General features: G+C 55.4%; 16 protein-coding genes. 13 read left to right on the forward strand and 3 right to left on the reverse strand.

The window, feature by feature from the left end; all coding sequences use genetic code 11:
• Window positions 1–6: 6 nt before the first annotated feature.
• Complete coding sequence (rpoB, locus tag KCG46_RS01905; protein WP_218403656.1) at window positions 7–4,209, reverse strand: DNA-directed RNA polymerase subunit beta; 4,203 nt, start codon at window positions 4,207–4,209, stop codon at window positions 7–9.
• A gap of 582 nt (window positions 4,210–4,791) precedes the next feature.
• Here rpoB and KCG46_RS01910 point away from each other — a divergent pair.
• The 11 genes from KCG46_RS01910 to KCG46_RS01960 all read left to right on the forward strand — a co-directional run bounded on the left by KCG46_RS01910 (window position 4,792) and on the right by KCG46_RS01960 (window position 14,854).
• Window positions 4,792–4,932: a hypothetical protein gene (locus KCG46_RS01910; RefSeq protein ID WP_218403657.1), complete on the forward strand. Its 141-nt coding sequence runs from the start codon at window positions 4,792–4,794 to the stop codon at window positions 4,930–4,932.
• A gap of 22 nt (window positions 4,933–4,954) precedes the next feature.
• Window positions 4,955–5,500: a DUF2975 domain-containing protein gene (locus KCG46_RS01915; protein WP_218403658.1), complete on the forward strand. Its 546-nt coding sequence runs from the start codon at window positions 4,955–4,957 to the stop codon at window positions 5,498–5,500.
• Window positions 5,500–5,727, forward strand: coding sequence for a helix-turn-helix domain-containing protein (locus KCG46_RS01920; protein ID WP_218403659.1), 228 nt, complete (start codon window positions 5,500–5,502; stop codon window positions 5,725–5,727). The genes KCG46_RS01915 and KCG46_RS01920 overlap by 1 nt, the downstream gene beginning before the upstream one ends.
• 112 nt (window positions 5,728–5,839) lie before the next feature.
• Entirely contained in the window at window positions 5,840–6,247 is a 408-nt protein-coding gene (locus KCG46_RS01925) for a hypothetical protein (RefSeq protein ID WP_218403660.1), read from the forward strand.
• A gap of 309 nt (window positions 6,248–6,556) precedes the next feature.
• Window positions 6,557–7,072: a 50S ribosomal protein L10 gene (gene rplJ, locus KCG46_RS01930; RefSeq protein ID WP_218403661.1), complete on the forward strand. Its 516-nt coding sequence runs from the start codon at window positions 6,557–6,559 to the stop codon at window positions 7,070–7,072.
• 81 nt (window positions 7,073–7,153) lie between these two features.
• A complete protein-coding gene (rplL, locus tag KCG46_RS01935; protein ID WP_218403662.1) occupies window positions 7,154–7,528 on the forward strand; it encodes a 50S ribosomal protein L7/L12 in 375 nt (124 codons plus the stop codon).
• 181 nt (window positions 7,529–7,709) lie between these two features.
• Window positions 7,710–9,101, forward strand: coding sequence for an MATE family efflux transporter (locus KCG46_RS01940; protein ID WP_218403663.1), 1,392 nt, complete (start codon window positions 7,710–7,712; stop codon window positions 9,099–9,101).
• Between the two features lie 135 nt (window positions 9,102–9,236).
• Window positions 9,237–9,524 (forward strand): co-chaperone GroES, encoded by a 288-nt coding sequence (groES, locus tag KCG46_RS01945; RefSeq protein ID WP_218403664.1) that lies wholly within the window; start codon window positions 9,237–9,239, stop codon window positions 9,522–9,524.
• A gap of 51 nt (window positions 9,525–9,575) precedes the next feature.
• On the forward strand, window positions 9,576–11,231 hold the full coding sequence (gene groL / locus KCG46_RS01950; RefSeq protein WP_218403665.1) for a chaperonin GroEL: 1,656 nt from the start codon (window positions 9,576–9,578) through the stop codon (window positions 11,229–11,231).
• Between the two features lie 197 nt (window positions 11,232–11,428).
• The gene (locus tag KCG46_RS01955) at window positions 11,429–12,892 is read left to right on the forward strand and encodes an FAD-binding protein (protein WP_218403666.1); all 1,464 of its coding nucleotides are present in this window, start codon (window positions 11,429–11,431) and stop codon (window positions 12,890–12,892) included.
• A 120-nt stretch (window positions 12,893–13,012) separates the two neighbouring features.
• Complete coding sequence (locus tag KCG46_RS01960; protein WP_218403667.1) at window positions 13,013–14,854, forward strand: DUF885 domain-containing protein; 1,842 nt, start codon at window positions 13,013–13,015, stop codon at window positions 14,852–14,854.
• 79 nt (window positions 14,855–14,933) lie between these two features.
• Here KCG46_RS01960 and KCG46_RS01965 read toward each other — a convergent pair whose 3' ends face one another.
• Window positions 14,934–17,240 carry a DUF305 domain-containing protein gene (locus tag KCG46_RS01965; protein WP_218403668.1) on the reverse strand — a complete coding sequence of 769 codons (2,307 nt, stop codon included), beginning with the start codon at window positions 17,238–17,240 and terminating at the stop codon, window positions 14,934–14,936.
• A gap of 275 nt (window positions 17,241–17,515) precedes the next feature.
• Between KCG46_RS01965 and KCG46_RS01970 the strand changes: the two genes are divergently transcribed.
• The gene (locus tag KCG46_RS01970) at window positions 17,516–18,592 is read left to right on the forward strand and encodes a serine hydrolase (protein ID WP_218403669.1); all 1,077 of its coding nucleotides are present in this window, start codon (window positions 17,516–17,518) and stop codon (window positions 18,590–18,592) included.
• A 97-nt stretch (window positions 18,593–18,689) separates the two neighbouring features.
• On the opposite strand, the gene KCG46_RS01975 is transcribed toward KCG46_RS01970, so the two are convergent.
• Complete coding sequence (locus KCG46_RS01975; RefSeq protein WP_218403670.1) at window positions 18,690–18,980, reverse strand: hypothetical protein; 291 nt, start codon at window positions 18,978–18,980, stop codon at window positions 18,690–18,692.
• 244 nt (window positions 18,981–19,224) lie between these two features.
• Between KCG46_RS01975 and polA the strand changes: the two genes are divergently transcribed.
• Window positions 19,225–22,059, forward strand: coding sequence for a DNA polymerase I (gene polA / locus KCG46_RS01980; RefSeq protein WP_218403671.1), 2,835 nt, complete (start codon window positions 19,225–19,227; stop codon window positions 22,057–22,059).
• Window positions 22,060–22,079: the final 20 nt, after the last annotated feature.

Here is a 22,079-nt window from a genome sequence, read left to right on the forward strand (position 1 = left end):
CTCCCTCTATTCCGCTGCCTCCGGCCAATCGTCGCCGTCTTCGCCATCGCCAAGCGATGTGAGTTCGACGTTCATGCCCAGCGAGCGCATTTCCTTCACGAGAACGTTAAAGCTCTCCGGAATGCCCGCCTCGAAGGTGTCATCACCTTTGACGATCGCTTCGTAGACCTTGGTACGGCCGACGACGTCATCCGATTTGACAGTGAGCATTTCCTGCAAGGTGTAGGCGGCGCCGTATGCTTGCAGTGCCCAGACTTCCATCTCACCAAAACGCTGTCCACCGAACTGCGCTTTACCACCCAGCGGCTGCTGAGTGACAAGCGAGTATGGACCGATCGAACGGGCGTGGATTTTGTCATCGACGAGGTGGTGTAGCTTGAGCATGTAGATGATGCCCACGGTAACCTTACGATCGAACGCGTCTCCAGTGCGGCCATCGAACAGGGTCGATTGACCCGAACTGTCGATGCCTGCCTTGATCAGCATATCCGAGACATCCGGCTCACGCGCGCCATCAAACACTGGCGTACCCATTGGGACACCGGCTGACAGGTTACCGGCAAGCTCTACGATCTGCTCAGCCGAACGGCTTTCGAGATCTTCGAAATACTGCTCGCCGTAAACATCCTTAAGGCGCTCAACGACCGCTTCGGGTGGCTTCACGTTCTTATAGTCTTCGGCAGCATTCGGGTTGGCGCGATGCCACTCTTCGAGCTTGTCCGCGATATCCATACCAAGGCCGCGCGCTGCAAAGCCAAGATGCGTTTCGAAAATCTGACCGACGTTCATACGCGATGGAACACCCAGCGGGTTGAGCACGAGGTCAACCGCTGTGCCGTCTTCAAGGAACGGCATGTCTTCCACCGGCAGGATGCGTGAAATCACACCTTTGTTTCCGTGACGACCCGCCATTTTGTCGCCCGGCTGAAGCTTACGCTTCACAGCAACAAAGACTTTGACCATCTTCAGAACGCCAGGAGCGAGTTCATCACCGCGCTCCAGTTTTTCCTTACGGTCTTCGAATTTAGCGTCGATGCCGCCAACAGCTTCATCATACTGCGTTTTGATCGCTTCGATCTGAGCCTGACGGCCATCATCAGCTACCGCGAATTTGAACCACTCATGGCGATCAAGGCCTTCAAGCACTTCTGAAGTGATCTCTGACCCCTTCTTAATGCCCTTCGGTGCAGCAGAAGCCGTTTGACCCAGCAACATGTCACGCAGACGGTTATACGTCGCACGGTTCAGAATGCCGCGTTCATCGGCGCTATCCTTGCGCAGACGTTCGATTTCTTCGTTCTGAATCGCGCGGGTACGGTCATCGATTTCAATACCGTGACGGTTGAAGACACGGACTTCGACGATGGTACCAGCAACACCCGGCGGCAGGCGCAGCGACGTATCGCGAACGTCGGACGCTTTCTCGCCAAAGATAGCGCGCAGAAGCTTTTCTTCCGGCGTCATCGGGCTTTCGCCTTTTGGCGTGATCTTGCCGACCAGAATATCGCCCGGATGCACTTCCGCACCGATATAGACGATGCCAGCCTCATCGAGGTTACGAAGGGCTTCCTCGCCAACATTCGGAATATCGCGGGTAATGTCTTCAGGTCCAAGCTTCGTATCACGAGCCATGACTTCGAATTCATCGATATGGATCGATGTGAACACATCGTCTTTCACGATGCGTTCACTGATCAGGATCGAATCTTCGTAGTTGTAGCCATTCCACGGCATAAACGCGACGAGGCTGTTCTTACCCAGCGCCAGTTCACCGATGTCAGTCGAAGGACCGTCAGCAATGATGTCGCCTGCTTCGATTGTCTCACCAACTTTCACCAGCGGACGCTGGTTGATGCAGGTGTTCTGGTTCGAACGCTGGAATTTCTGAAGCGTGTAGATGTCGACGCCGGACTGACCAGCTTCGACATCGCCGATTGCGCGGATAACGATACGGGTCGCATCCACTTGGTCGACAATACCGCCACGCTTGGCAGCAATCGCAGCACCAGAATCGCGCGCCACGGTTTCTTCCATGCCGGTTCCTACCCACGGTGCCTCTGCTTTCACAAGTGGCACAGCCTGACGTTGCATGTTCGAGCCCATCAGAGCGCGGTTGGCGTCATCGTTTTCAAGGAACGGGATCAGCGAAGCCGCAACCGAAACGAGCTGTTTCGGCGATACGTCCATCAATGTGACCGTTTCGCTCGGCGCCATAAGGTTGTCGCCAGCCTGACGTGCCGAGATCAGTTCTTCGACGAAAGTACCATCAGGGTTCAGTTCGGCCGATGCCTGCGCAACGGTGTGCTTCTGCTCTTCCATTGCGGAAAGGTAGATCACATCGCCGGTGACGCTGTTGCCATCAACTTTACGATACGGCGTTTCGATAAAGCCGTATTTGTTTACCCGGCTGAATGAGGCCAGCGAGTTGATCAAACCGATGTTCGGGCCTTCCGGCGTTTCAATCGGACAGATACGGCCATAGTGAGTCGGGTGAACGTCGCGGACTTCAAAGCCGGCACGCTCGCGGGTCAAACCGCCTGGGCCAAGCGCTGAGACGCGGCGTTTGTGGGTGACTTCGGACAGCGGGTTGGTCTGATCCATAAATTGCGACAGCTGCGAAGAGCCGAAGAATTCACGAACAGCAGCAACAGCCGGTTTCGCGTTGATCAGATCGTTTGGCATCACAGTCGAAACATCGACGCTCGACATACGCTCTTTAACGGCGCGCTCCATGCGGAGCAGACCGACGCGGTACTGGTTTTCCAAGAGCTCACCGACCGAACGAACACGGCGGTTGCCGAGGTTGTCGATATCATCGACGTCGCCCTTGCCGTCTTTCAGACCGACAAGTTCCTTCACCACAGCAAGGATGTCTTCCTTGCGCAGGGTCGTCACAGTGTCCTCAGCGTCAAGCTCAAGACGCATATTGAGCTTCACACGGCCAACCGCAGAAAGGTCATAGCGTTCACCATCGAAGAACAGGCCCTCGAACAGAGCGTCAGCGGTTTCCTTAGTTGGCGGTTCGCCAGGACGCATAACCTTGTAGATGGCCTCTAGGCCCTCGTCACGGTTTTCGGCCTTGTCGACTTTCAGCGTGTTACGGATCCATGGTCCGGTGTTGATTTCGTCGATGTCGAGCAGCTCGAGGCTGTCGATACCGGCATTGTCGAGAGTTTCGATATGCTCAAGCGTCAACTCGTCACCGGCTTCAACGTAAATCTTACCGGTGCTCTCATCGATCATGTCAACCGATGCATAACGGCTGACGACTTCTTCGGTCGGCAGCAGCAGAGTGGTGAGACCATCTTTGGCCGCTTTGTTAGCAGCGCGCGGGCTGATCTTCTGACCGGCGGCGAAGATTTCTTCACCCGTCTTTGCATCGACAAGCGCAAATGCAGGCTTCTGACCGCGCCAGTTTTCTGCGTTGAATGGAATCTTCCAACCGTCCTTTGCACGCTCCCAAGTGACCGTGTCATAGAAGTGGTGGAGGATTTCTTCGCTGTCGAGGCCAAGCGCATAAAGCAGCGCGGTGACGGGCAGCTTACGCTTACGGTCGATGCGGACATTGACGATGTCTTTGGCGTCAAATTCAAAATCGAGCCACGAACCGCGATACGGAATGACGCGCGCCGCGAACAGCAGCTTGCCCGAAGAGTGGGTCTTGCCGCGATCGTGATCGAACAGAACACCCGGCGAACGGTGCATCTGCGAAACGATCACACGCTCGGTTCCGTTGATGATGAAGGTGCCGTTGTCGGTCATGAGCGGCATATCACCCATGTAAACGTCTTGCTCTTTGATATCGAGGACGCTTCGAGTTTCGGTTTCTTGATCGACTTCGAACACGATCAGACGAAGGGTCACCTTCATCGGCGCAGCATAGGTGATGCCGCGCTGGCGGCACTCGGTCGTGTCGTATTTCGGCGGCTCAAGTTCGTAGTTTACGAAATCAAGCTCGGCAGTCCCTGCAAAGTCGCGGATCGGGAATACGCTGCGCAGCGTCTTTTCAAGGCCCGAAACATAATCGATCGATGGATCAGAGCGGAGGAACTGTTCATAGCTCTCGCGCTGGACCTCGATCAGGTTCGGCATGTCCACGACTTCGTGGATGTCGCCGAAAATTTTCCGGATACGCTTTTTCGCGGTGCCCTGCGCCTTACGGCTGCGGAGCTTGTTCGAGGTTTTTGGGGCCTTCGCCTTGGTCGCCATGGAAGAGATATGCCTCTTTGTTGGTCGCACACGATGCGGATGCCCGCGTGCTAAGAATTAATGTCACGTCGCGCGAAACATGATTGCCATCCGGACGCAAAAAGAGCCGCATTCCTCGGAACCAGCTCTTCAGATGGTCGGGATGCAGCTGATATTATCGTCGCGAATAATGCAAAGCGCACCTTCTATTCTGGAACCGATTCCCGCGTATGAATCGGCCTGTCTCGAAGGCGGCGTAGATGAGCCATGTAGGAAGCCTCTTGGCCGGTGTCAAATGAGTCTTTTTATGCCGCACGCCATCCGGCGCTGCGGGCGGGTGATAACCCTTGCGGCGCTTCGCGCCGTGCTCCGCCACCCTGCTTCACCGTTCGCGCCAATTCGAAACTGCTAGGTTTCGCAAGCGCGGCTGCGCGCCCGAGCTCATGCGAGGAAGCCAAGCGGGCCGGATGGCCCGCGCCCGGCGCTTTAGGCCGCAAAACAACAAACTACATATTGTTTTTCAATATTATTGATTGACAATAAATCGAATCGCTCATAGACCGAAATTATCGAAAAACAATATCACACATCAAGGAGTTCGATATGACTGATGCAATGACCCAATCGCTCGCCGTTTGCGCCGCCCTGTTCCTTACGCTTGGAACTATCGGAACAATCATCACCGTCCCACCTGCCCAAGCCCACACTGCTGCAGCATTCCCCACGAGCATTGAACTGGCCTAATTGAGTGGCAAGGAGAATAGAAATGCAGACCAAACCCAACGACGTACTTCTGTTAGCCGGGAAGGTACTGACCGTTTTGATGCAGTGCTTCATGGCGATAGCTGCTCTGGCCATACCTATTGGCGCGGCGGTCGTAGTCTTCATGTCCGACACCATTAATGCGGAAATCGCGGCAGAGTTTTCGGGTGCGGTTGGGCCACTGCCGGTTATTCCCGTGCTCGGGCTGTTCGCACTCGCTCTGGCCGCAGTCGCCTTGATCTTCCTGTTTTTCGGCAGATTGCGTGCGATCATCGAAACGGTAGGAGAGGGTGATCCGTTCGCGCCCGAAAATGCCGAGCGGCTTTCTTTCATGGCGTGGCTTTTGCTGTTGGTTCAGGCACTTTCGATCCCGATTGCCGGACTCGCGCTAATAGTCGCAAAATGGACTGAACCGATGGAAAACGCAGACGTAACAGTGGACGCCGGCATCGATCTGGTCGGGATCACTATGGTCGTCGTGCTCTTCATCCTCGCCCGGGTGTTCAAACATGGCGCCGCGATGCGCGAAGACCTCGAAGGGACCGTGTAATGCCTGCTGATGATGAAGGAGCAACCATTATGGTCAAACTCGATGACCTGCTGCACGAACGCCGCATGACCCTTACCGAACTGGCTGAAAGAGTGGGCCTGACGCTGGCCAATCTCTCGATCCTGAAAACCGGCAAAGCCAAAGCGATCCGGTTCTCCACCCTCGCAGCGATCTGCCGCGAGCTAGGTTGCCAACCGGGCGATTTGCTCAGCTACGAGACTGAGTAGCACCAAAGAAAATGGATGGGGTATTCGCCCCATACAGCCCAAACAGGCTGCTCTTTAGAAGGGTTGGCAGGAACACTGAGTGGTTTCTGCCAACCCTTTTAGGAGAGACACAATGAACACCCATACTTTTACAAAGACCGCCGCCCTTACGCTCGCCGCAGCAGCCGCATTCGGCACAGCGGCACCAGCGATGGCCGCGAATACATGCAAAAATGTACAGCTTGAAGTCATCAACGACACTGGCGCCAAAATCAATCTTGTCGATATTGATTACTGGGATCCGGCAAAGGGCCGCGATGGCGGCTGGCGGTCAGAACCGATCCCCAACGAGACTATCAATGATGGCGACAACTGGCGCGAGACCCGCAACCTTGAGAAAGTAAACAAGCGCAGCACGAAAATACGCGTCGAGTATCGGATCAAGGGCCGGTTTGGCGGCTGGTCAGTAAAAAAGTACAAAAAGAACAGCGGATCGTTCACTTGCGATGCCCGTGACACCGTGTCGGTCACTCTCGACTAGAACTGCAGCTCAAAGAACTGACACCTCAATTCGCTTGACTCTCGAGGCGCGCACTATAAATGCGCGCTTCGACTGCTTTCGGGTGGTCATCCGTCCAAGACAGTTGGTGGAGGCAATCGGGTCTCCTTAATTTCCAGCCGAGGCGGGGAAAAGAGATTTTCGCAGCGCTTTAATAGCGTTTGCAACCGTGCCATCTGGCACACCCTCCTTCCCCATCATTTGGACTTTGCCTTGTCGGTTAGCGGCAGGGTGAAATGTGAGCCGGTCGTACGGAACGTATCCGCACGGCCATTAGTGAAGGAGTAAGGCATGGATCGTTCGCAAAAAGCCGACGCGGTTGCTCAGCTCAATGCAGCTTTCAACGAGGTTGGCGTGGTTGTTGTAACCCGCAATCTTGGCCTGACGGTGGACCAGTCCACCGAACTGCGCGGAAAGATGCGTGAAGCCGGAGCTTCCTATAAGGTTGCGAAGAACCGTCTCGCCAAGCTCGCCCTGAAAGACACCGATTACGTTGGCCTCGAAGAGTATCTCTCCGGTCCAACCGCGCTGGCATGGTCGGAAGACCCTGTCGCGGCTGCCAAAGCCGCTGTTGAGTTCGCAAAGTCGAACGACAAGCTGGAAATCGTCGGTGGCTCGATGGGCACGCAGGTGCTTGACGAAGCTGGGGTCAAGGCACTCGCCTCGATGCCAAGCCTCGACGAACTCCGCGGCAAACTCGTTGGTCTCGTCAACGCACCGGCAACCAAGGTTGCTCAGGTCGTCAACGCACCAGCGAACAAGTTGGCCCGGGTGTTTGGCGCATATGCCGCCAAGGACGCTGCTTAAGAGACGTTTCTCGCAAGAGACGAAACATACTTTGGGGACGGACCAACTTTAATCCGCCCCGCATTTATTGGAGTGAACATCATGGCTGATATTGCCAAGCTTGTTGAAGAACTTTCGAAGCTGACCGTCCTTGAGGCGGCTGAACTTGCAACTGCTCTCGAAGAAGAGTGGGGCGTAAGCGCCGCAGCTGCTGTTGCAGTTGCTGGTCCGGCTGCTGGCGGCGGCGAAGCTGCTGCTGAAGAAAAAGACGAATTCGACGTTGTCCTCACCGGCGATGGCGGCAAGAAAATCCAGGTCATCAAAGAAGTCCGCGCCATCACTGGTCTGGGCCTCACCGAAGCCAAGGGTCTTGTTGAAGGCGCACCGAAGGCCGTCAAAGAAGGCGTTGCCAAGGCAGAAGCCGAAGAAATCAAAGCCAAGATCGAAGCAGCCGGCGGTACCGTTGAGCTGAAGTAATCTTGAATACGATTTTGCGGGTGTCTTGAAGCGCCCGTAGAAGGGGGCGATGTCAGCAATGGCATCGCCCTTTTTTCGTGTGTCCCGTGTGTCCCGTGTGCCTCACGAATTTACCGTCTCAGTTGATTTCGCTAGCCCCCTCTTTCTTCAATTAGCCAGCAAGCCTATCCTGAACGGCTTTATGCGCGAGACAGGCACTCTTGAGACGCCCAGCTGGGGCCAAGAACTGCGCGAGACGACCATGCTCGCCGCGCCGCTTGCGGCTGCCAATCTCCTACAGATGCTGACCTATGCAGTGGATGTAATTTTCATCGCGCGGTTGGGCGACGAACCGCTAGCGGCATCGGCTTTGGCAGTCTCCCTATTCGGTCTGGTGCTTTGGGCGATGACCTCTTTGATAGGGGCTGTCGCGCCTTTGATAGCAGAAGCGCTCGGCTCTCGCTCGCCGTCATTTCGACCAGTGCGGCGTTCGACACGCATGGCGTTGTGGCTTGCTGTCATCGCGGGCACAGTGGGAATGGGTATATGCTTGTTACTTGAGCCGTTGATGCGGGTAACCGGCCAACAAGCCTCGATAATCGCGCTCGCGCGAGAATATAATGTCGTGATCATCTATTCGATGGTGCCGATGTTGCTTGCGGCAGTGCTTCGCTATTATGTATCGGCGCTTGGTCGCCCGATCTTTGCGACGGCGATCACAGGCCTCGGCATCTTTGTGAATGCAGCTGCCAATTACGCATTTATCTTCGGTAACTTTGGCGCGCCCGAGCTGGGATTAACCGGTGCCGCAGTCGCGACGATCATCACATCTGTCTTCACTCTACTTGTCTACGTCGTCGTAATCCTTCGTGACCCCGCCTTGGCCAAATACCGGATTTTCTACCGCTTTTGGCGGCCGGATTGGCAACGCTTTGCGCAGATCATCAGAATTGGAACTCCGATCGCACTCACAGTAACCGCCGAAGCCGGAATTTTCGGCGCAGCGGCCTTTATGATGGGCCGGTTCGGTGCCGCTGAACTGGCCGGGCACACGGTCGCCCTTCAGCTCGCTGCACTGGCGTTCCAGATACCGTTCGGCGTCGGCCAGGCTGCGACCATCCGTGTCGGCTATTTTTACGGCGCGCGCGATCCGGTCGGGGCGCAGAGAGCAGGTTGGGTCGCCATGGCGATTGGCACCGGGTTTATGGCTCTGACAGCTAGCGCAATGGTGCTGGCACCTTACACTCTACTGTCGATTTATGTTGATCCTTACGCCGCCAAAAATGCCGCACTTGTGGGTTTTGCATTGCAATATTTGGTGCTCGCCGCAGCATTCCAGTTGGTCGACGGGGTGCAGGCAGTCGCGGCAGGCGCTTTACGCGGATTGCAGGACACTCGCGTCCCGATGTGGATCGCAATCTTCAGCTACTGGGTGCCAGGGATTGGTCTATCCATTTGGCTTGGATTTTTTACTCCTCTCGAAGGTGTCGGGGTCTGGATCGGCCTTGCGGTTGGCCTTGCATCTGCCGCGCTATTGCTGACGTGGCGCTGGATGCTGCGCGAAAAGTTAGGCCTGACCCGGCATCCGAACTGACCTCGGACCAAAACTGCAAAAATTCGTAAGCCGCCTGTTGACTCATGCAGGTCGCACAACCACATGCGCTTCGCTGGCACTCTCGATAGGGGAGTGCTAATTTATTCATCAACCTAAGAAGAAAGGTCATCGATTATGGCATTTCGTCCGTTGCACGACCGCGTAGTGGTCCGCCGCATCGAAGCCGACCAGAAAACCGCTGGCGGCATCATCATTCCTGATTCAGCCCAAGAAAAACCTAGCGAAGGCGAAGTGGTCTCCGTCGGTGAAGGTGCCCGCGACGACAGCGGCAATCGCGTCGCACTAGACGTCAAAGCTGGCGACCGCGTGCTCTTCGGCAAATGGTCTGGCACCGAAGTCAAGATCGACGGGGAAGACCTGCTGATCATGAAGGAAAGCGATATCATGGGCGTGATTGGCTGAGCCGAACGCTAACGCTTTTCCCAATTCCAATATCTTTCAGGAGAAACAATCATGGCTGCAAAGGACGTAAAGTTCGGCCGCGATGCCCGCGAAGGCATCCTTAAGGGCGTCGACACGCTCGCAAACGCTGTAAAAGTTACACTCGGCCCGAAAGGCCGCAACGTTGTCATCGACAAGAGCTTTGGCGCACCGCGCATCACCAAAGACGGTGTTACCGTCGCCAAGGAAATCGAACTTTCAGACAAGTTCGAAAACATGGGCGCGCAAATGCTCAAGGAAGTTGCGTCGAAGACCAACGACCTCGCCGGTGACGGCACCACCACTGCAACCGTTCTGGGCCAAGCGATCATCCGCGAAGGCATGACCGCCGTGGCCGCTGGCATGAACCCGATGGATCTTAAGCGCGGCATTGACGCTGCGGTGACTAAGGTTGTTGCCGACCTCGTCGGTCGCTCGAAAGAAGTCTCTGGCTCTTCCGAAGTTGCACAGGTTGGCGTGATCTCTGCCAATGGCGACAAAGAAGTAGGCGAGAAGATCGCTGAAGCCATGGAGAAGGTCGGCAAAGAAGGCGTTATTACTGTCGAAGAAGCCAAAGGCCTCGAGTTTGAACTCGACGTTGTCGAAGGCATGCAGTTCGACCGCGGTTATCTGTCGCCATACTTCATCACCAACCCTGACAAGATGACGGTGGAACTGGAAAACCCATACATCCTCATCAACGAAGGCAAGCTCTCAAGCCTGCAAGCGATGCTGCCTGTTCTCGAAGCGGCTATGCAGAGCGGCCGTCCGCTTCTGATCATTGCTGAAGACATTGAAGGCGAAGCGCTTGCGACCCTCGTGGTGAACAAGCTGCGCGGCGGCCTGAAAGTTGCTGCCGTTAAAGCACCTGGCTTCGGCGATCGCCGTAAAGCCATGCTTCAAGACATTTCGATCCTCACCAAGGGCGAGCTGGTCAGCGAAGAGCTCGGCATCACGCTTGATAAAGTCACACTCGACATGCTCGGCGAAGCCAAGCGCGTCACCATCGACAAAGACAACACCACCATCGTAGACGGTGCCGGTTCGGCAGACGACATCAAAGCCCGCGTCGGTGAGATCAAAGCGCAGATGGAAACAACCACCAGCGACTATGACCGTGAGAAGCTGCAAGAGCGTCTCGCGAAACTGGCTGGCGGCGTTGCCGTGATCAAGGTTGGCGGCGCTTCGGAAGTCGAAGTGAAAGAGCGCAAAGACCGCGTTGATGATGCGCTGCACGCGACCCGTGCTGCTGTCGAAGAAGGCATCGTCCCTGGCGGCGGTACTGCGCTTCTGTACGCTTCGAAAGTTCTCGAAGGCCTGAAGGGCGACAACGATGACCAGACCCGCGGCATGGACATCGTCCGCCGTGCAATCCTGGCACCGGTTCGTCAGATTGCTGAAAACGCAGGCCACGACGGCGCTGTTGTTTCGGGCAACCTCCTTCGCGAAGGCGACGAAACGCAAGGCTTCAACGCTGCGACTGACGTTTACGAAAACCTGGTGGAAGCCGGCGTGATCGACCCGACAAAGGTTGTTCGTACCGCACTTCAGGATGCTGCTTCGGTTGCTGGCCTGCTGATCACCACTGAAGCGGCGATCACCGACGCTCCGGAAAAAGACGGCGCAGGCGCCCCTGCTATGCCTGATATGGGCGGCATGGGCGGTATGGGCGGCGGCATGGGCTTCTAAGCCAACCGCTCAGCATCACGCTTACAGAAAGCCCCGCTGGATCTCGGTTCAGCGGGGCTTTTCTTTGTCCCGCGATTGCCCACAGCTGAGTTATCCGCTTGAAGCTGGAGTGAATATTTTACAACATAACTGTCAGATATTCATTGCCTTATCGTACCACCCGGAGGATATGCGGTGCGTGCAATTGGGGGATTGTCATGGGGATACTCGATAAAGTCCTGCCGGGACGGTCGAAGAAGGACATTCTGTCAGAAAAGGCAGCCGAACGCATCCATTCTTGGATGAAGGTGTTCTTTGGCGATGTCTATCCGCATCGCTTCACATCAGACGAAAAACTGGCCGATTTCATACGTGAGAACGAATATTCCTGCGTCGGACAATCGCACAGCTATAACGGAGTCCAAGTCGTACCCGGCATGAATGCCGTTCTGATGGGTAAATCAACTCTGGATGAATGCGACTGCAACGTTTCATCTGGGACGATAACGTGCGGCCCCTCAACCACAATCGAAGAGCTGAAACGCGTCCTGCTTGAACATGATTTGAAGATGTTCAACAGCGGCAATTACATGGCGCAAACGGTCATTGGCGCGCTTGTCACGGGCACCCATGGTTACGGCGAGAAAGCAACCATGGCTGATGGGATTACGGAGCTCACATTTCTCAATGGTCGGGGTATGCCGGTTACTCTCAAACGCGGCGACCCTGACTTTCCTTACGCAGCCATTTCGTTCGGAACGATTGGGCCGATCATTAGCGTAACCTTGGAAGCAACCGAGTTGGTCAGCTATCAATCTGACGCCTGGATCACTCGATTGTCGAAAAAGGATCTGCTGAAGAAGGGTTCAGTCGCCACATCGTGGGCTGTGGTCCCTTACAGTGACCCTGAAGACCCACTTATCATGCTCCATAGCTTGCGACCGGCAAGCGAAGGCAAGCAGGCTCAAAAAACAAAGCCGAAACTGTTCTCCTGGTCTTGGTTGGCGATGCTGATCATCGAAAGATATTGGGCAATCGACCGTATGTTCCCGCGTTTCCGGCGCCCGCTTCAACGGTTGGCAAACCGGCTGAATATTCGCAGTCACCGCCGGACCATCACAGATAAGCGTGACCTCGATTACCTGTACGATCCGGAACCTCTGCTAAAAAGCCAGCGCTCGCCTGATATCCTGACCGGTCTGTTTTCGACCACGCATACGGCATACAATCTGGCGTTCCATGTTCCACTTGACCGGGCAGAGGACGTCGTCAAATTCATCATGATCGAAGTTGAAAAGTGGCAATCGCTTCGGTTCTATATGAAAAGCCTGATCGGCGTTCGTGAGCTCAGCGACAAATCATCCCTACCTCTCGCAGGGAACTTTCGCGGGCCAACGGCGGCCATCGATCTGTTTGCGGACACCCGCGACTATGCCTGGCTGGAACGTCTCCAGCGCGAAGTTCTAAGCTATTTTGATGATGTCCGTCCGCATTGGGGCAAGAGCGCAATCGTGCCCGAATTCGCGGGAAGCCTCGGCTATGAGGAAATGGAACGACTCAGCGACCTGCACCGGCACCACTATCCAGAGGGCAATTTGAAACCCAATGAACGGGTCCGCAAACTGTTTGATTTGGGCAGGCCGATGGCATCTGCTTCAATCGAAATGGTCAGATCTGATTAAGCCAACCACCGCCACTCATACACTCCGCCCAGATGCTTCGACGAACGGTACTTTTCATTTTCGCTCGCTTGCCGCACAACTGGGGAAACAGACTAAAATAATCTGGGGAACTCGAGCATCATGAAAACGAAATTTGCGGCACTTTTGTTGGCATCGGTCGCTGTGACCGGATGCGACATGCTGAACCCTACCGTACAAACACTCGAATGCTCCACGACGCAGACAGAGTGTCTAAACGCGTGGTTCGATGAGAAATTTCAGGAGGAATTGGCATTTAGCCCGCTCCGCCAGACTTCGCTCGGAATGAAAACCGATTACGACAAGATCGACGATCTGAGTCTCGATGCTCAACGAGAGCAGCTTCGTTGGTGGCAGGCGGCGACGGCTGAGATGGAAGCCAACTTCGAATACGATGAGTTATCTGACGAAGCCAAACTGTCATGGGACATGTGGCAATTCCGCAAAGACCAGGCCGAATTGGCGCTCGAATACGCTGATCACGACTACATTCTGACCCAAATGGGCGGCACCCATGCCGCGCTGCCCAGCTTCTTGCTGAGCCAACATACAGTTGAAAGCGACAGCGACATGGTCGCCTTTATTGCCAGAATTGGCGGTATTGGAACTGCAATGGATCAACTGCTCGAACGCGCTCAAAACAATGCGGAGGCAGGCACACGACCGCCGCGTTTTGCGTATGACGCCGTCATATCTGAATCGCAAAAGCTGATCAGCGGTGCGCCGTTTGATGAAAGCGGGGAAGACTCGGCGCTGTGGACGGGCAGTGAAGAGCACCTAACCAATCTGGTTGAATCTGGTTCGATCACTGAAGAACGCGCAGGCGAATTGCGCGAAGAAGCCCGCGCGGCGCTCACTGGGCAATTCGCCCCGGCCTACACCCGCGTGATCGATTGGTTCACCAATGACCGAGCGAACACATCCGAAGAAGCGCAAGGGGTCAGCGAGCTCGCGAAAGGCGGCGAATTCTACAACTACAACCTTGGTGTGATGACGACGACGAAGCTTACCGCCGATGAAATTCACGATATTGGCTTGAACGAAGTCGCCCGGATCCGCTCCGAAATGGAAGCGGTTAAAGATCAGGTCGGGTTCGAAGGTTCGCTACAGGAATTCTTCGTATTCACGCGCGAAGACAACCAATTCTTCTTCTCAAATGATGAGGCAGGTGCGCAGGATTATATTGATCGCGCGACGATGCACATTGACGAACTCACCGAGCGGCTACCCGAATTTTTCGGCACATTGCCGAAAGCTCCTTTGGAGGTTCGCCGTGTCGAACCATTCCGCGAACAAGACGGTGCGGCCCAGCACTATCGAGCTGGAACGCCTGATGGCTCGCGGCCTGGGATCTACTACGCGCACCTGTCGGATATGAACGCGATGCCGATCCCTCCATTGGAGGCAATCGCGTACCATGAGGGCAATCCGGGTCACCACATGCAGGTTTCGATTGCTCAGGAGCTCGAAGGCATCCCTAAATTCCGGTCGCAAGGCGGCTTTATCTCTGCCTACGGCGAAGGTTGGGCGCTCTATTCCGAAGCATTGGCCAAGGAAATGGGCGGATACAAAGATCCATACTCAGAATTCGGCCGCCTCCAAAGCGAGATGTGGCGTGCGATCCGGTTGGTCGTTGATACCGGCATTCACGCCAAGGGGTGGACCGAGGATCAGGCAGTTGCTTATTGCCTTGAAAACTCGCCTAATCCGGAAACCGTAGCGCGGTCCGAAGTGCAGCGTTACTTTGTGCTGCCTGGACAAGCGACGTCTTACAAAATCGGGATGATCCGCATTCAGGAACTTCGCGGTAAAGCCGAGAAGGAACTGGGTGAAGACTTCGATGTTCGCGGCTTCCACGATACCGTTCTAGGTGCAGGAGCACTGCCACTATCGATCCTAGAGAAGCGGGTCGATCAATGGATCGCCAGCGTTAAGCCAGCCTGATCTGCAGAGTGAGCAACGCAAAAGGGCGGGATGGTTAAATGCCATCCCGCCCTTTTCTACGTGAGTATGTGAGCGAAGCTCAGCCGCCTTTGCGGCTCGCTGCTGCGGCTTCGATCGCTTCGGCGTCCCATGAGACCTGGGTTTGCGTCTGCGGGTTGAACCGCGTGTTGGCATAAGATGCTGCTTCGGCTGCTGCGATCTCTTCAGCGGTCAGAAACTCGCTTGGCTCAAGCGCGAAGACATCAATGCCCCGAGTAATCTCGGTGCCGTAGACGCGGCCATTGTACCAGTATGATGACCAGTATCCGCCCACAACAAGCTGCTTGTCGCTGATCGCACCGCGATCGAAATACGCGATCTCTTTCGGTTTTGAACTGTCGGTGAAGTCCATCACGCTGATGCCGCCCTGATACCAGGACTGAACAAATAGATCGCGGCCCGGGACGGGAATGATCGATCCGTTGTGCGCGACGCAGTTTTCAGTATCGCCCTGCGGACCCGGCATCTTGTAGTGGCTGCGGAATTCTAGCTTGCCGTCTGTGATGTCGTAGACTGCGTTCGCACCCCACGTCATCGGATCCGAAGCCTTGCACCGCGGGCGGCCACCGCCGCCCCACTCGTCTGTAAAGATGACTTTGGTGCCATCATTGTTGAACGTTGCCGAATGCCAATAGGCAAAGCCTTTGTCGAACACGGCATCAATACGGACCGGGTTCATTGGATCAGAGATATCCATCAGGATACCATTGCCCGAACAAGCACCAGCCGCGAGATTGAGGCACGGAAACACTGTAATGTCGTGGCACTGATTTGTTTGCGATGTCCGTTGGGTGCCTTCGCCACTATCACCGCCGAGCCAAAGGCCAGCGATCTCGCCGGTTTCCTGATCCGCGAATACGCGCGGACTGCTGATGATGCGCGAGGCAGCAGGGTTGGCGACAGGAATTTCGATCACATCAATGCTGAACAAAGCTGTGCGACTGTCAGAAGGGTTATCGATGCAACGCGCGAGCTCTTCTTGCTTGCGAACGCGCGACGTACCTGAATTGTAAACGATGATCTTTTCAGCATCAGCGCTGACAATCGAATGCGTATGACTGCCACGGCAGGTCTGCACGCCGCCTACTTGGCGAGGTCGCGTAAGATCAGAGATATCGAAAATACGAAGGCCGCGGAAACGGTCTTCGCTGACTTCCTCTTCGACACCCTGAAGACCGCAATCAACGCGGCCACGGGTTTGTTCGACACTCATGACCAGAATGTCGCCAACCACAGAAACGTCGCCTTGTCCGCCGGGACAGACAACTGAGCTCAATAGGTTGGGCGCGCCGTCATCACCAAGACGGTAGATGTTGAAACCGTGGTAATTGCCGGCGACCATGATGTCGTCGAAAAACGCCATGTCGGTGTTTGCAAAGTCGAGCAATGGAGTGCGCTCGGCAAATTGTGTGAGACTTTCATCGCCGTCCCGCTCAGGTGTCGCTTCTTCGGCGCCTTCTGCGTCACCGCTGCTAAGCGCTCCTAATACCGCACTAACCACAGCTTTCGCTGCTTCTTCAGCGACATCTTCCGTTTTTTCCTCTTCGCGTGGAGGAACAACCGCACGAAGATCGGAAGGGTTTTCCGGGTCGAAGAAGCCTGCAGGTTTGCGGAAGCTTGCCACTTTGCGCAAGTTCATGATGGCCTCTTCAGCATCGTCGAAACCCGACGCGAGCGTAGCGCGCGGATCTGCTGAGAGACTGGCCAGAATGCCGTCCATCCGTTCAATCTCTGTCGTTTGGTCGTTGTCGATATCGCCAACGAAACGGAACAGGATTGGATCAGAAGCGCTTCCCGGCTGACGCAAAAGGGCATCCACCATGTCAATCGCGCCTTCGTGATGAGCGATCATCAATGTCAGGAATTGCCGGTCAAAATCTGTGCCCTGAGAAGCGGCCAAGGCAGCCAGCTGATCTGGCGATGCCATGCCTGCCATCATGTGGTGCATGTGCTCTTTGTGCCCCGCCATGCCGGGCATTGCAGATGGCTCACCGCGTTCAGCGAGCCATTCCTTCATAAACTCGATCTCATCCGCCTGGCTGGAAAGGATCCGTCCTGCGATCGCCACAACATCTTCATTATTCGTACGATCATTGACAAGCTCAGACATAGTCACGGCCTGTTTGTGGTGGACGATCATACCTTGCATGAACTTCACGTCTGCCTGCGTGTATTTCGAAGCTGCGAGCTCGGTCGCTTCATCAGCGCTTAGCGTCTTACTAGCCTGGCCGGGCGCTCCTGGTTGAACAATCGGCGCGCTTTGAGCGAATGCCAAGCTCGAACTGCCAAGCAGCATAGCGGTGAATATCGCACGCGATGCGCGAATTGTGGTCTTAGTGGTTGTCATGAAAGCCCCGTATTTAAGCGTATATCGGCATCATCGGCCGCGCGGTGCAGCACAGTCAAGCTCTTCCGCAAGTGGTTCGACCAACATCATTTTGGAACCGATGGTTTGCATCATGGTTCCTGATGACAGCGCTTAGAACATGCTTTTGAGAATCCGGTCGCTTACCGCGCACTATTCACCGCAAGCGATGAAACGAACGCTTGCCGCGACGAATCGGGTCGATCAAGAATCAGACATTAAGTTACTGGCAACCATATTTCGGGTATCTTTGATAGATGAACACAACGTCACGCTTACCCTTCGCCGCCCTTTTTGCTGCAGCGCTCTCCTTTACGACCCTACCTGCGGCTGCACAGGCCGAAGACGGTCAGACTAACGAGCTCAATGCAAATTTCGATAGCGCTTTCGGAACAGATATGCGCGAACCGCAGTCGTTTGAGGCGGTTTACAAAGAAGGTTTTGAACGCCGAATTGTCGAGCTTGCCGATGGCGATCGCGGTCGGATCGGAGTTTACGCAATTGACCTTGGCACGGGCAAAGAGATTTCGGTCCTTGGCGACCAAAGATTCCCGATGGCATCAACCAGCAAGGTTGCGGTTGCCGCTGCATTTCTAGATGGCGTGGATCAGGGCAAATGGAAGCTGTCGGACGAGTTTCCTCTGATGATCCCTGTGAAATCGAAGAAATATTCCAGCACCCGTGCGCCTGTTCGGACCGGCAACTATGTTCCGGCTTGGGAGTTGATCAGTCTGATGATCAGCAAGAGCTGCAACAGCTGTACCGACGCATTGCTCCGCGTCGTTGGCGGCCCGGAAGCGGTCAACGATTGGATGGGCAATGCCGGCTTTCAAGATTTCCAGCTTTCGCGGGATATTGCAACCTTGGTTCGCGATGATGGCGAGTATGATCCGGTCGAGTGGATAGATCCACGCGACTCCGCTTCGCCGCGCACAATGGGTTTGCTCGTCGCAGGTATCTATCAGGGACGCTGGCTAAGCCCGCAAAGTCGCGGTCTTCTCATGGCAGCGCTTGAGGAAACCACGACAGGCCGCAACCGGATGAATGCGGTCCTTCCCGATAGCGCGCAGCTGGCCCACAAGACCGGTACGTTGAGCCGGACCGCAAGCGATATTGGTGTCTTCCGCTTACCCGATGGACGGGCCGTAGCGGCAGCGATCTATGTGACCGGCCAAAGCGCCAATTTGGTCGACGAGGCACGAAACAAGCGCACAGCCCGCAAAATGCGCGACGCTCGGATCGCTGAGATTACCCGCGCACTTTACAATGGCTTTGCCGCAAATGCACAGCAAGACCAGCCTAACTGGACAAGCGCACCTCGCTCTGGCGGCTAACCCAGCCGATTAAGGTAAAGAAAAAGGCGGCGCCTCACGGCGCCGCCTCTTCTATTGCCTGACGCTCCAAAATTGGAGCGATCAAACCGCGAGTAAATTACTCAGCGGTTACAGCTTCTTCAGCTGCAGTAGCGGCGTCTTCAGCAGCGCCGGTAACGGTGTCTGCGGCATCGCCAGCAGCTTCAGCAGTTGCATCAGCAGCGCCTTCAGCAGCTTCGCCAGTCGCATCAGCAGCGTCACCAGCAGCAGCAGTCGCATCGTCAGCAACCGACTGAGCGTCTGCAGCCATCGCGTCACCCATTTCGCCAGCTTTTTCAGCGGTTTCGCCGCAAGCAGCGAGGCCCAGGGCAGAAGTTGCAACAGCAGCGGCAAGAACGATCTTACGCATAATAATAATCCTTATTCAGCGAGTGAATTTGGTGCAGCGGAATTTTCCCTCCCGCACCGAAGCCGACGTCTGACCCCCGGCTCTGCAGTGTCAAATAGTGGCCGGATTGTGGCAATGCAAGTAAAATAAGGCAAAATTGCCTTATTCCCGCCTTGATTCAGACACAATCGAGACGGGCTGTGTGAAACCAAGGCGGGCCTCAAACCGGCTTACGCGACGCCAAAGCCGGTGCTAGTGCGTTGTTATGTCCGAACAGCAACAGCACCTCTATCTCGTCGATGGCTCGTCCTATATTTTCAGAGCGTATCACCGCCTGCCGCCGCTAACCAATCCGGAGGGGACCCCTGTTGGTGCGGTTTATGGTTACACTACAATGCTCTGGAAACTGGCGGACGATCTCGATGCCGCCGACGGACCGACACATCTTGCCGTAATCCTAGACAAAAGCTCGCATTCATTCCGCAACGATATTTATCCGGAGTATAAGGCCAACCGGCCCGATCCACCCGATGATTTGCGCCCGCAGTTTCCGTTAATCCGTGACGCAACTCGTGCATTCAGCCTTCCTTGTATTGAGGAAGAAGGATTGGAGGCAGACGATCTGATTGCAACCTATGCCCGCGAAGCGCAGCGGCAAGGGTGGAACGTTACCATTGTATCATCTGACAAAGATTTGATGCAGCTTATTGGCGAGGTTGATGGCGCCAGAATCGACATGCTCGATACTATGAAAAGCGCGCGGATATACATTCCGGAAGTCGAGGAAAAATTCGGCGTAAAGCCTGAACTGGTCGGCGATGTGCTGGCTCTCATGGGAGACAGCGTCGACAACATTCCGGGAATATACGGGGTAGGCCCAAAGACCGCGAGCAAGCTGATCGCAGAACATGGATCACTGACCGCAGCGCTCGATTATGCGCCTGAGATGAAGAAGTCCAAGTTGAAAGAGCGCCTTCTGGAAGGACGCGCAGATGCAGAGATGAGCCGCGTTCTGGTGACCCTCAAAGAAGACTGCGACATTCCTCAACCAATTGATGAAATGCGGATCGAAAAGATCCCGGAAGGTCCATTGTCAGCTTTCTTGGAACAGCACGGCTTTACCTCTTTGTTGAGGCGGTTGGGTACCGGAGGGGGCAGCCCAGAGCGCGCCAACAACCTTCACCCTGCCAAAGCCGAGATGGAGGGTGACACAGGGGACGATGAGGGCAACCGACAAGCTCCGCCGGAGATGCCCGCAGTCGATCGCAGTTCATATGAAACGGTGCAAACGATGGACCGACTTCAGGCCTGGGCCGAACGCGCAATCGCTGCGAGGATTGTCGCAGTCGATACGGAAACTTCGTCGCTCAACGCGATGCAGGCCGAATTGGTGGGTATCAGCCTAGCCCTTGGGCCCAATGACGCGTGTTACATTCCACTCGCGCATGGCGGCACCGATCTACTCTCTGAAACGCCAGAGCAAATTGCGCGCGATACCGCCATAGAGGCGCTGAAACCGATGCTCGCAGACCCCAGCGTCACCAAAGTGTTTCAGAACGGCAAGTACGATCTGAATGTACTGGCCCGCTACGACGTTTCGGTTTCGCCGATCGAAGACACGATGATTGTTAGTTTTGATCTGGATGCCGGGCGCGGAGAAGGCATGGGCGGCGGCCACGGTATGGATGAGTTGTCACAGCGTCATCTCGATCACACCCCGCTTTCGTTCAAGGAAGTATGCGGCACTGGCAAAAAACAGATCCCGTTTGGCGAAGTACCATTGGACCGGGCGACAGAATATGCCGCAGAAGATGCCGATGTCACTTGGCGGCTTTACCAACATTTAAAGCCACGCCTCGCTATCGAAGGCGGCAGCAAAGTCTACGAACGTGTTGACCGCCCATTAATCCCGGTAGTCGCGCAAATGGAGCGTGAGGGGATCAAGGTTGACCGTGCACAGCTCGCCCGTCTTTCGGAGGAATTCGCGAAAGAAATCGGACGCCTCGAAGGTGAAATATACGAACTCGCTGGCCAGGAATTTACCGTCGGTAGCCCAAAGCAACTGGGCGAGATTCTGTTCGATAAGCTCGGCTACAAAGGCGGGAAGAAGGGCAAGAGCGGACAATACTCAACCGATCAAAGCGTCCTGGAACGGCTTGCAGGCGATGATGCTCCGATTGCGAACAAGGTTCTCGAATGGCGTCAACTCTCAAAGCTGAAATCGACCTATACAGATGCGCTGCAAGAGGCGATCAATCCGGCAACACAGCGCGTTCACACAAGCTACAGTCTAACGGGCGCGCAGACAGGTCGTTTGTCTTCAACCGATCCAAACCTGCAAAACATTCCAATCCGCACTGCGATCGGCCGCCAAATTCGCGAAGCATTCGTGCCTGAACAGGGCAACCTATTGCTCGCGGCCGATTATTCTCAAATCGAGCTTCGATTGGCTGCCCATATGGCCGACGTAGACACGCTAAAAGACGCTTTTGCCAAGGGAGAAGACATTCACTCACGCACAGCAAAAGAGATGTTCGGCGAGGTGACACGGGACACCCGGGCGCGCGCCAAAACAATCAACTTTGCGATCCTCTATGGCATTTCCCGCTGGGGCCTTGCGGGCCGTCTTGAGGTAGAACCAGACGAAGCACAGGATATGATCGACACCTACTTCAAACGTTTCCCCGGTATTCAGCGCTATATCGCGGAAACATTGGAAATCGTGGGCGAGCGCGGATACTCCGAAACGCTGTTTGGCCGAAAAACTTGGTTCCCTCGCATCAAATCAAAGAACCAAGCCGAACGGCAGGGCAGCGAACGCGCGGCAATAAACGCGCCAATTCAGGGAACCAGCGCCGACATTATCAAGCGCGCAATGGTGCGCATGTTACCGGCATTGCGCAGCGAGGATTTAGGCAATGTGAGGATGCTGCTGCAGGTTCACGATGAGCTAGTCTTCGAACTTCCTGAAGGCGACGTAGCGAAAGCGTCTCAAGTGATCGAACGGGTTATGGTAGAGGCTGCCTTACCAGCCGTCTCGCTCGACGTGCCGCTCGCCATCGATATCGGAACGGGCACTTCTTGGGATGCCGCGCATTGAGTGGGTAACTGCTCGCCGCA

Source organism: Erythrobacter crassostreae (genome assembly GCF_019204045.1).
Classification (GTDB): domain Bacteria; phylum Pseudomonadota; class Alphaproteobacteria; order Sphingomonadales; family Sphingomonadaceae; genus Erythrobacter; species Erythrobacter crassostreae.

Bases quoted from the DNA above. Each gene is read 5' to 3' on its own strand.
- rpoB (WP_218403656.1), bottom strand. From the start codon at position 4,209: ATGGCGACCAAGGCGAAGGCCCCAAAAACCTCGAACAAGCTCCGCAGC.
- KCG46_RS01910 (WP_218403657.1), top strand. From the start codon at position 4,792: ATGACTGATGCAATGACCCAATCGCTCGCCGTTTGCGCCGCCCTGTTC.
- KCG46_RS01915 (WP_218403658.1), top strand. From the start codon at position 4,955: ATGCAGACCAAACCCAACGACGTACTTCTGTTAGCCGGGAAGGTACTG.
- KCG46_RS01920 (WP_218403659.1), top strand. From the start codon at position 5,500: ATGCCTGCTGATGATGAAGGAGCAACCATTATGGTCAAACTCGATGAC.
- KCG46_RS01925 (WP_218403660.1), top strand. From the start codon at position 5,840: ATGAACACCCATACTTTTACAAAGACCGCCGCCCTTACGCTCGCCGCA.
- rplJ (WP_218403661.1), top strand. From the start codon at position 6,557: ATGGATCGTTCGCAAAAAGCCGACGCGGTTGCTCAGCTCAATGCAGCT.
- rplL (WP_218403662.1), top strand. From the start codon at position 7,154: ATGGCTGATATTGCCAAGCTTGTTGAAGAACTTTCGAAGCTGACCGTC.
- KCG46_RS01940 (WP_218403663.1), top strand. From the start codon at position 7,710: ATGCGCGAGACAGGCACTCTTGAGACGCCCAGCTGGGGCCAAGAACTG.
- groES (WP_218403664.1), top strand. From the start codon at position 9,237: ATGGCATTTCGTCCGTTGCACGACCGCGTAGTGGTCCGCCGCATCGAA.
- groL (WP_218403665.1), top strand. From the start codon at position 9,576: ATGGCTGCAAAGGACGTAAAGTTCGGCCGCGATGCCCGCGAAGGCATC.
- KCG46_RS01955 (WP_218403666.1), top strand. From the start codon at position 11,429: ATGGGGATACTCGATAAAGTCCTGCCGGGACGGTCGAAGAAGGACATT.
- KCG46_RS01960 (WP_218403667.1), top strand. From the start codon at position 13,013: ATGAAAACGAAATTTGCGGCACTTTTGTTGGCATCGGTCGCTGTGACC.
- KCG46_RS01965 (WP_218403668.1), bottom strand. From the start codon at position 17,240: ATGACAACCACTAAGACCACAATTCGCGCATCGCGTGCGATATTCACC.
- KCG46_RS01970 (WP_218403669.1), top strand. From the start codon at position 17,516: ATGAACACAACGTCACGCTTACCCTTCGCCGCCCTTTTTGCTGCAGCG.
- KCG46_RS01975 (WP_218403670.1), bottom strand. From the start codon at position 18,980: ATGCGTAAGATCGTTCTTGCCGCTGCTGTTGCAACTTCTGCCCTGGGC.
- polA (WP_218403671.1), top strand. From the start codon at position 19,225: ATGTCCGAACAGCAACAGCACCTCTATCTCGTCGATGGCTCGTCCTAT.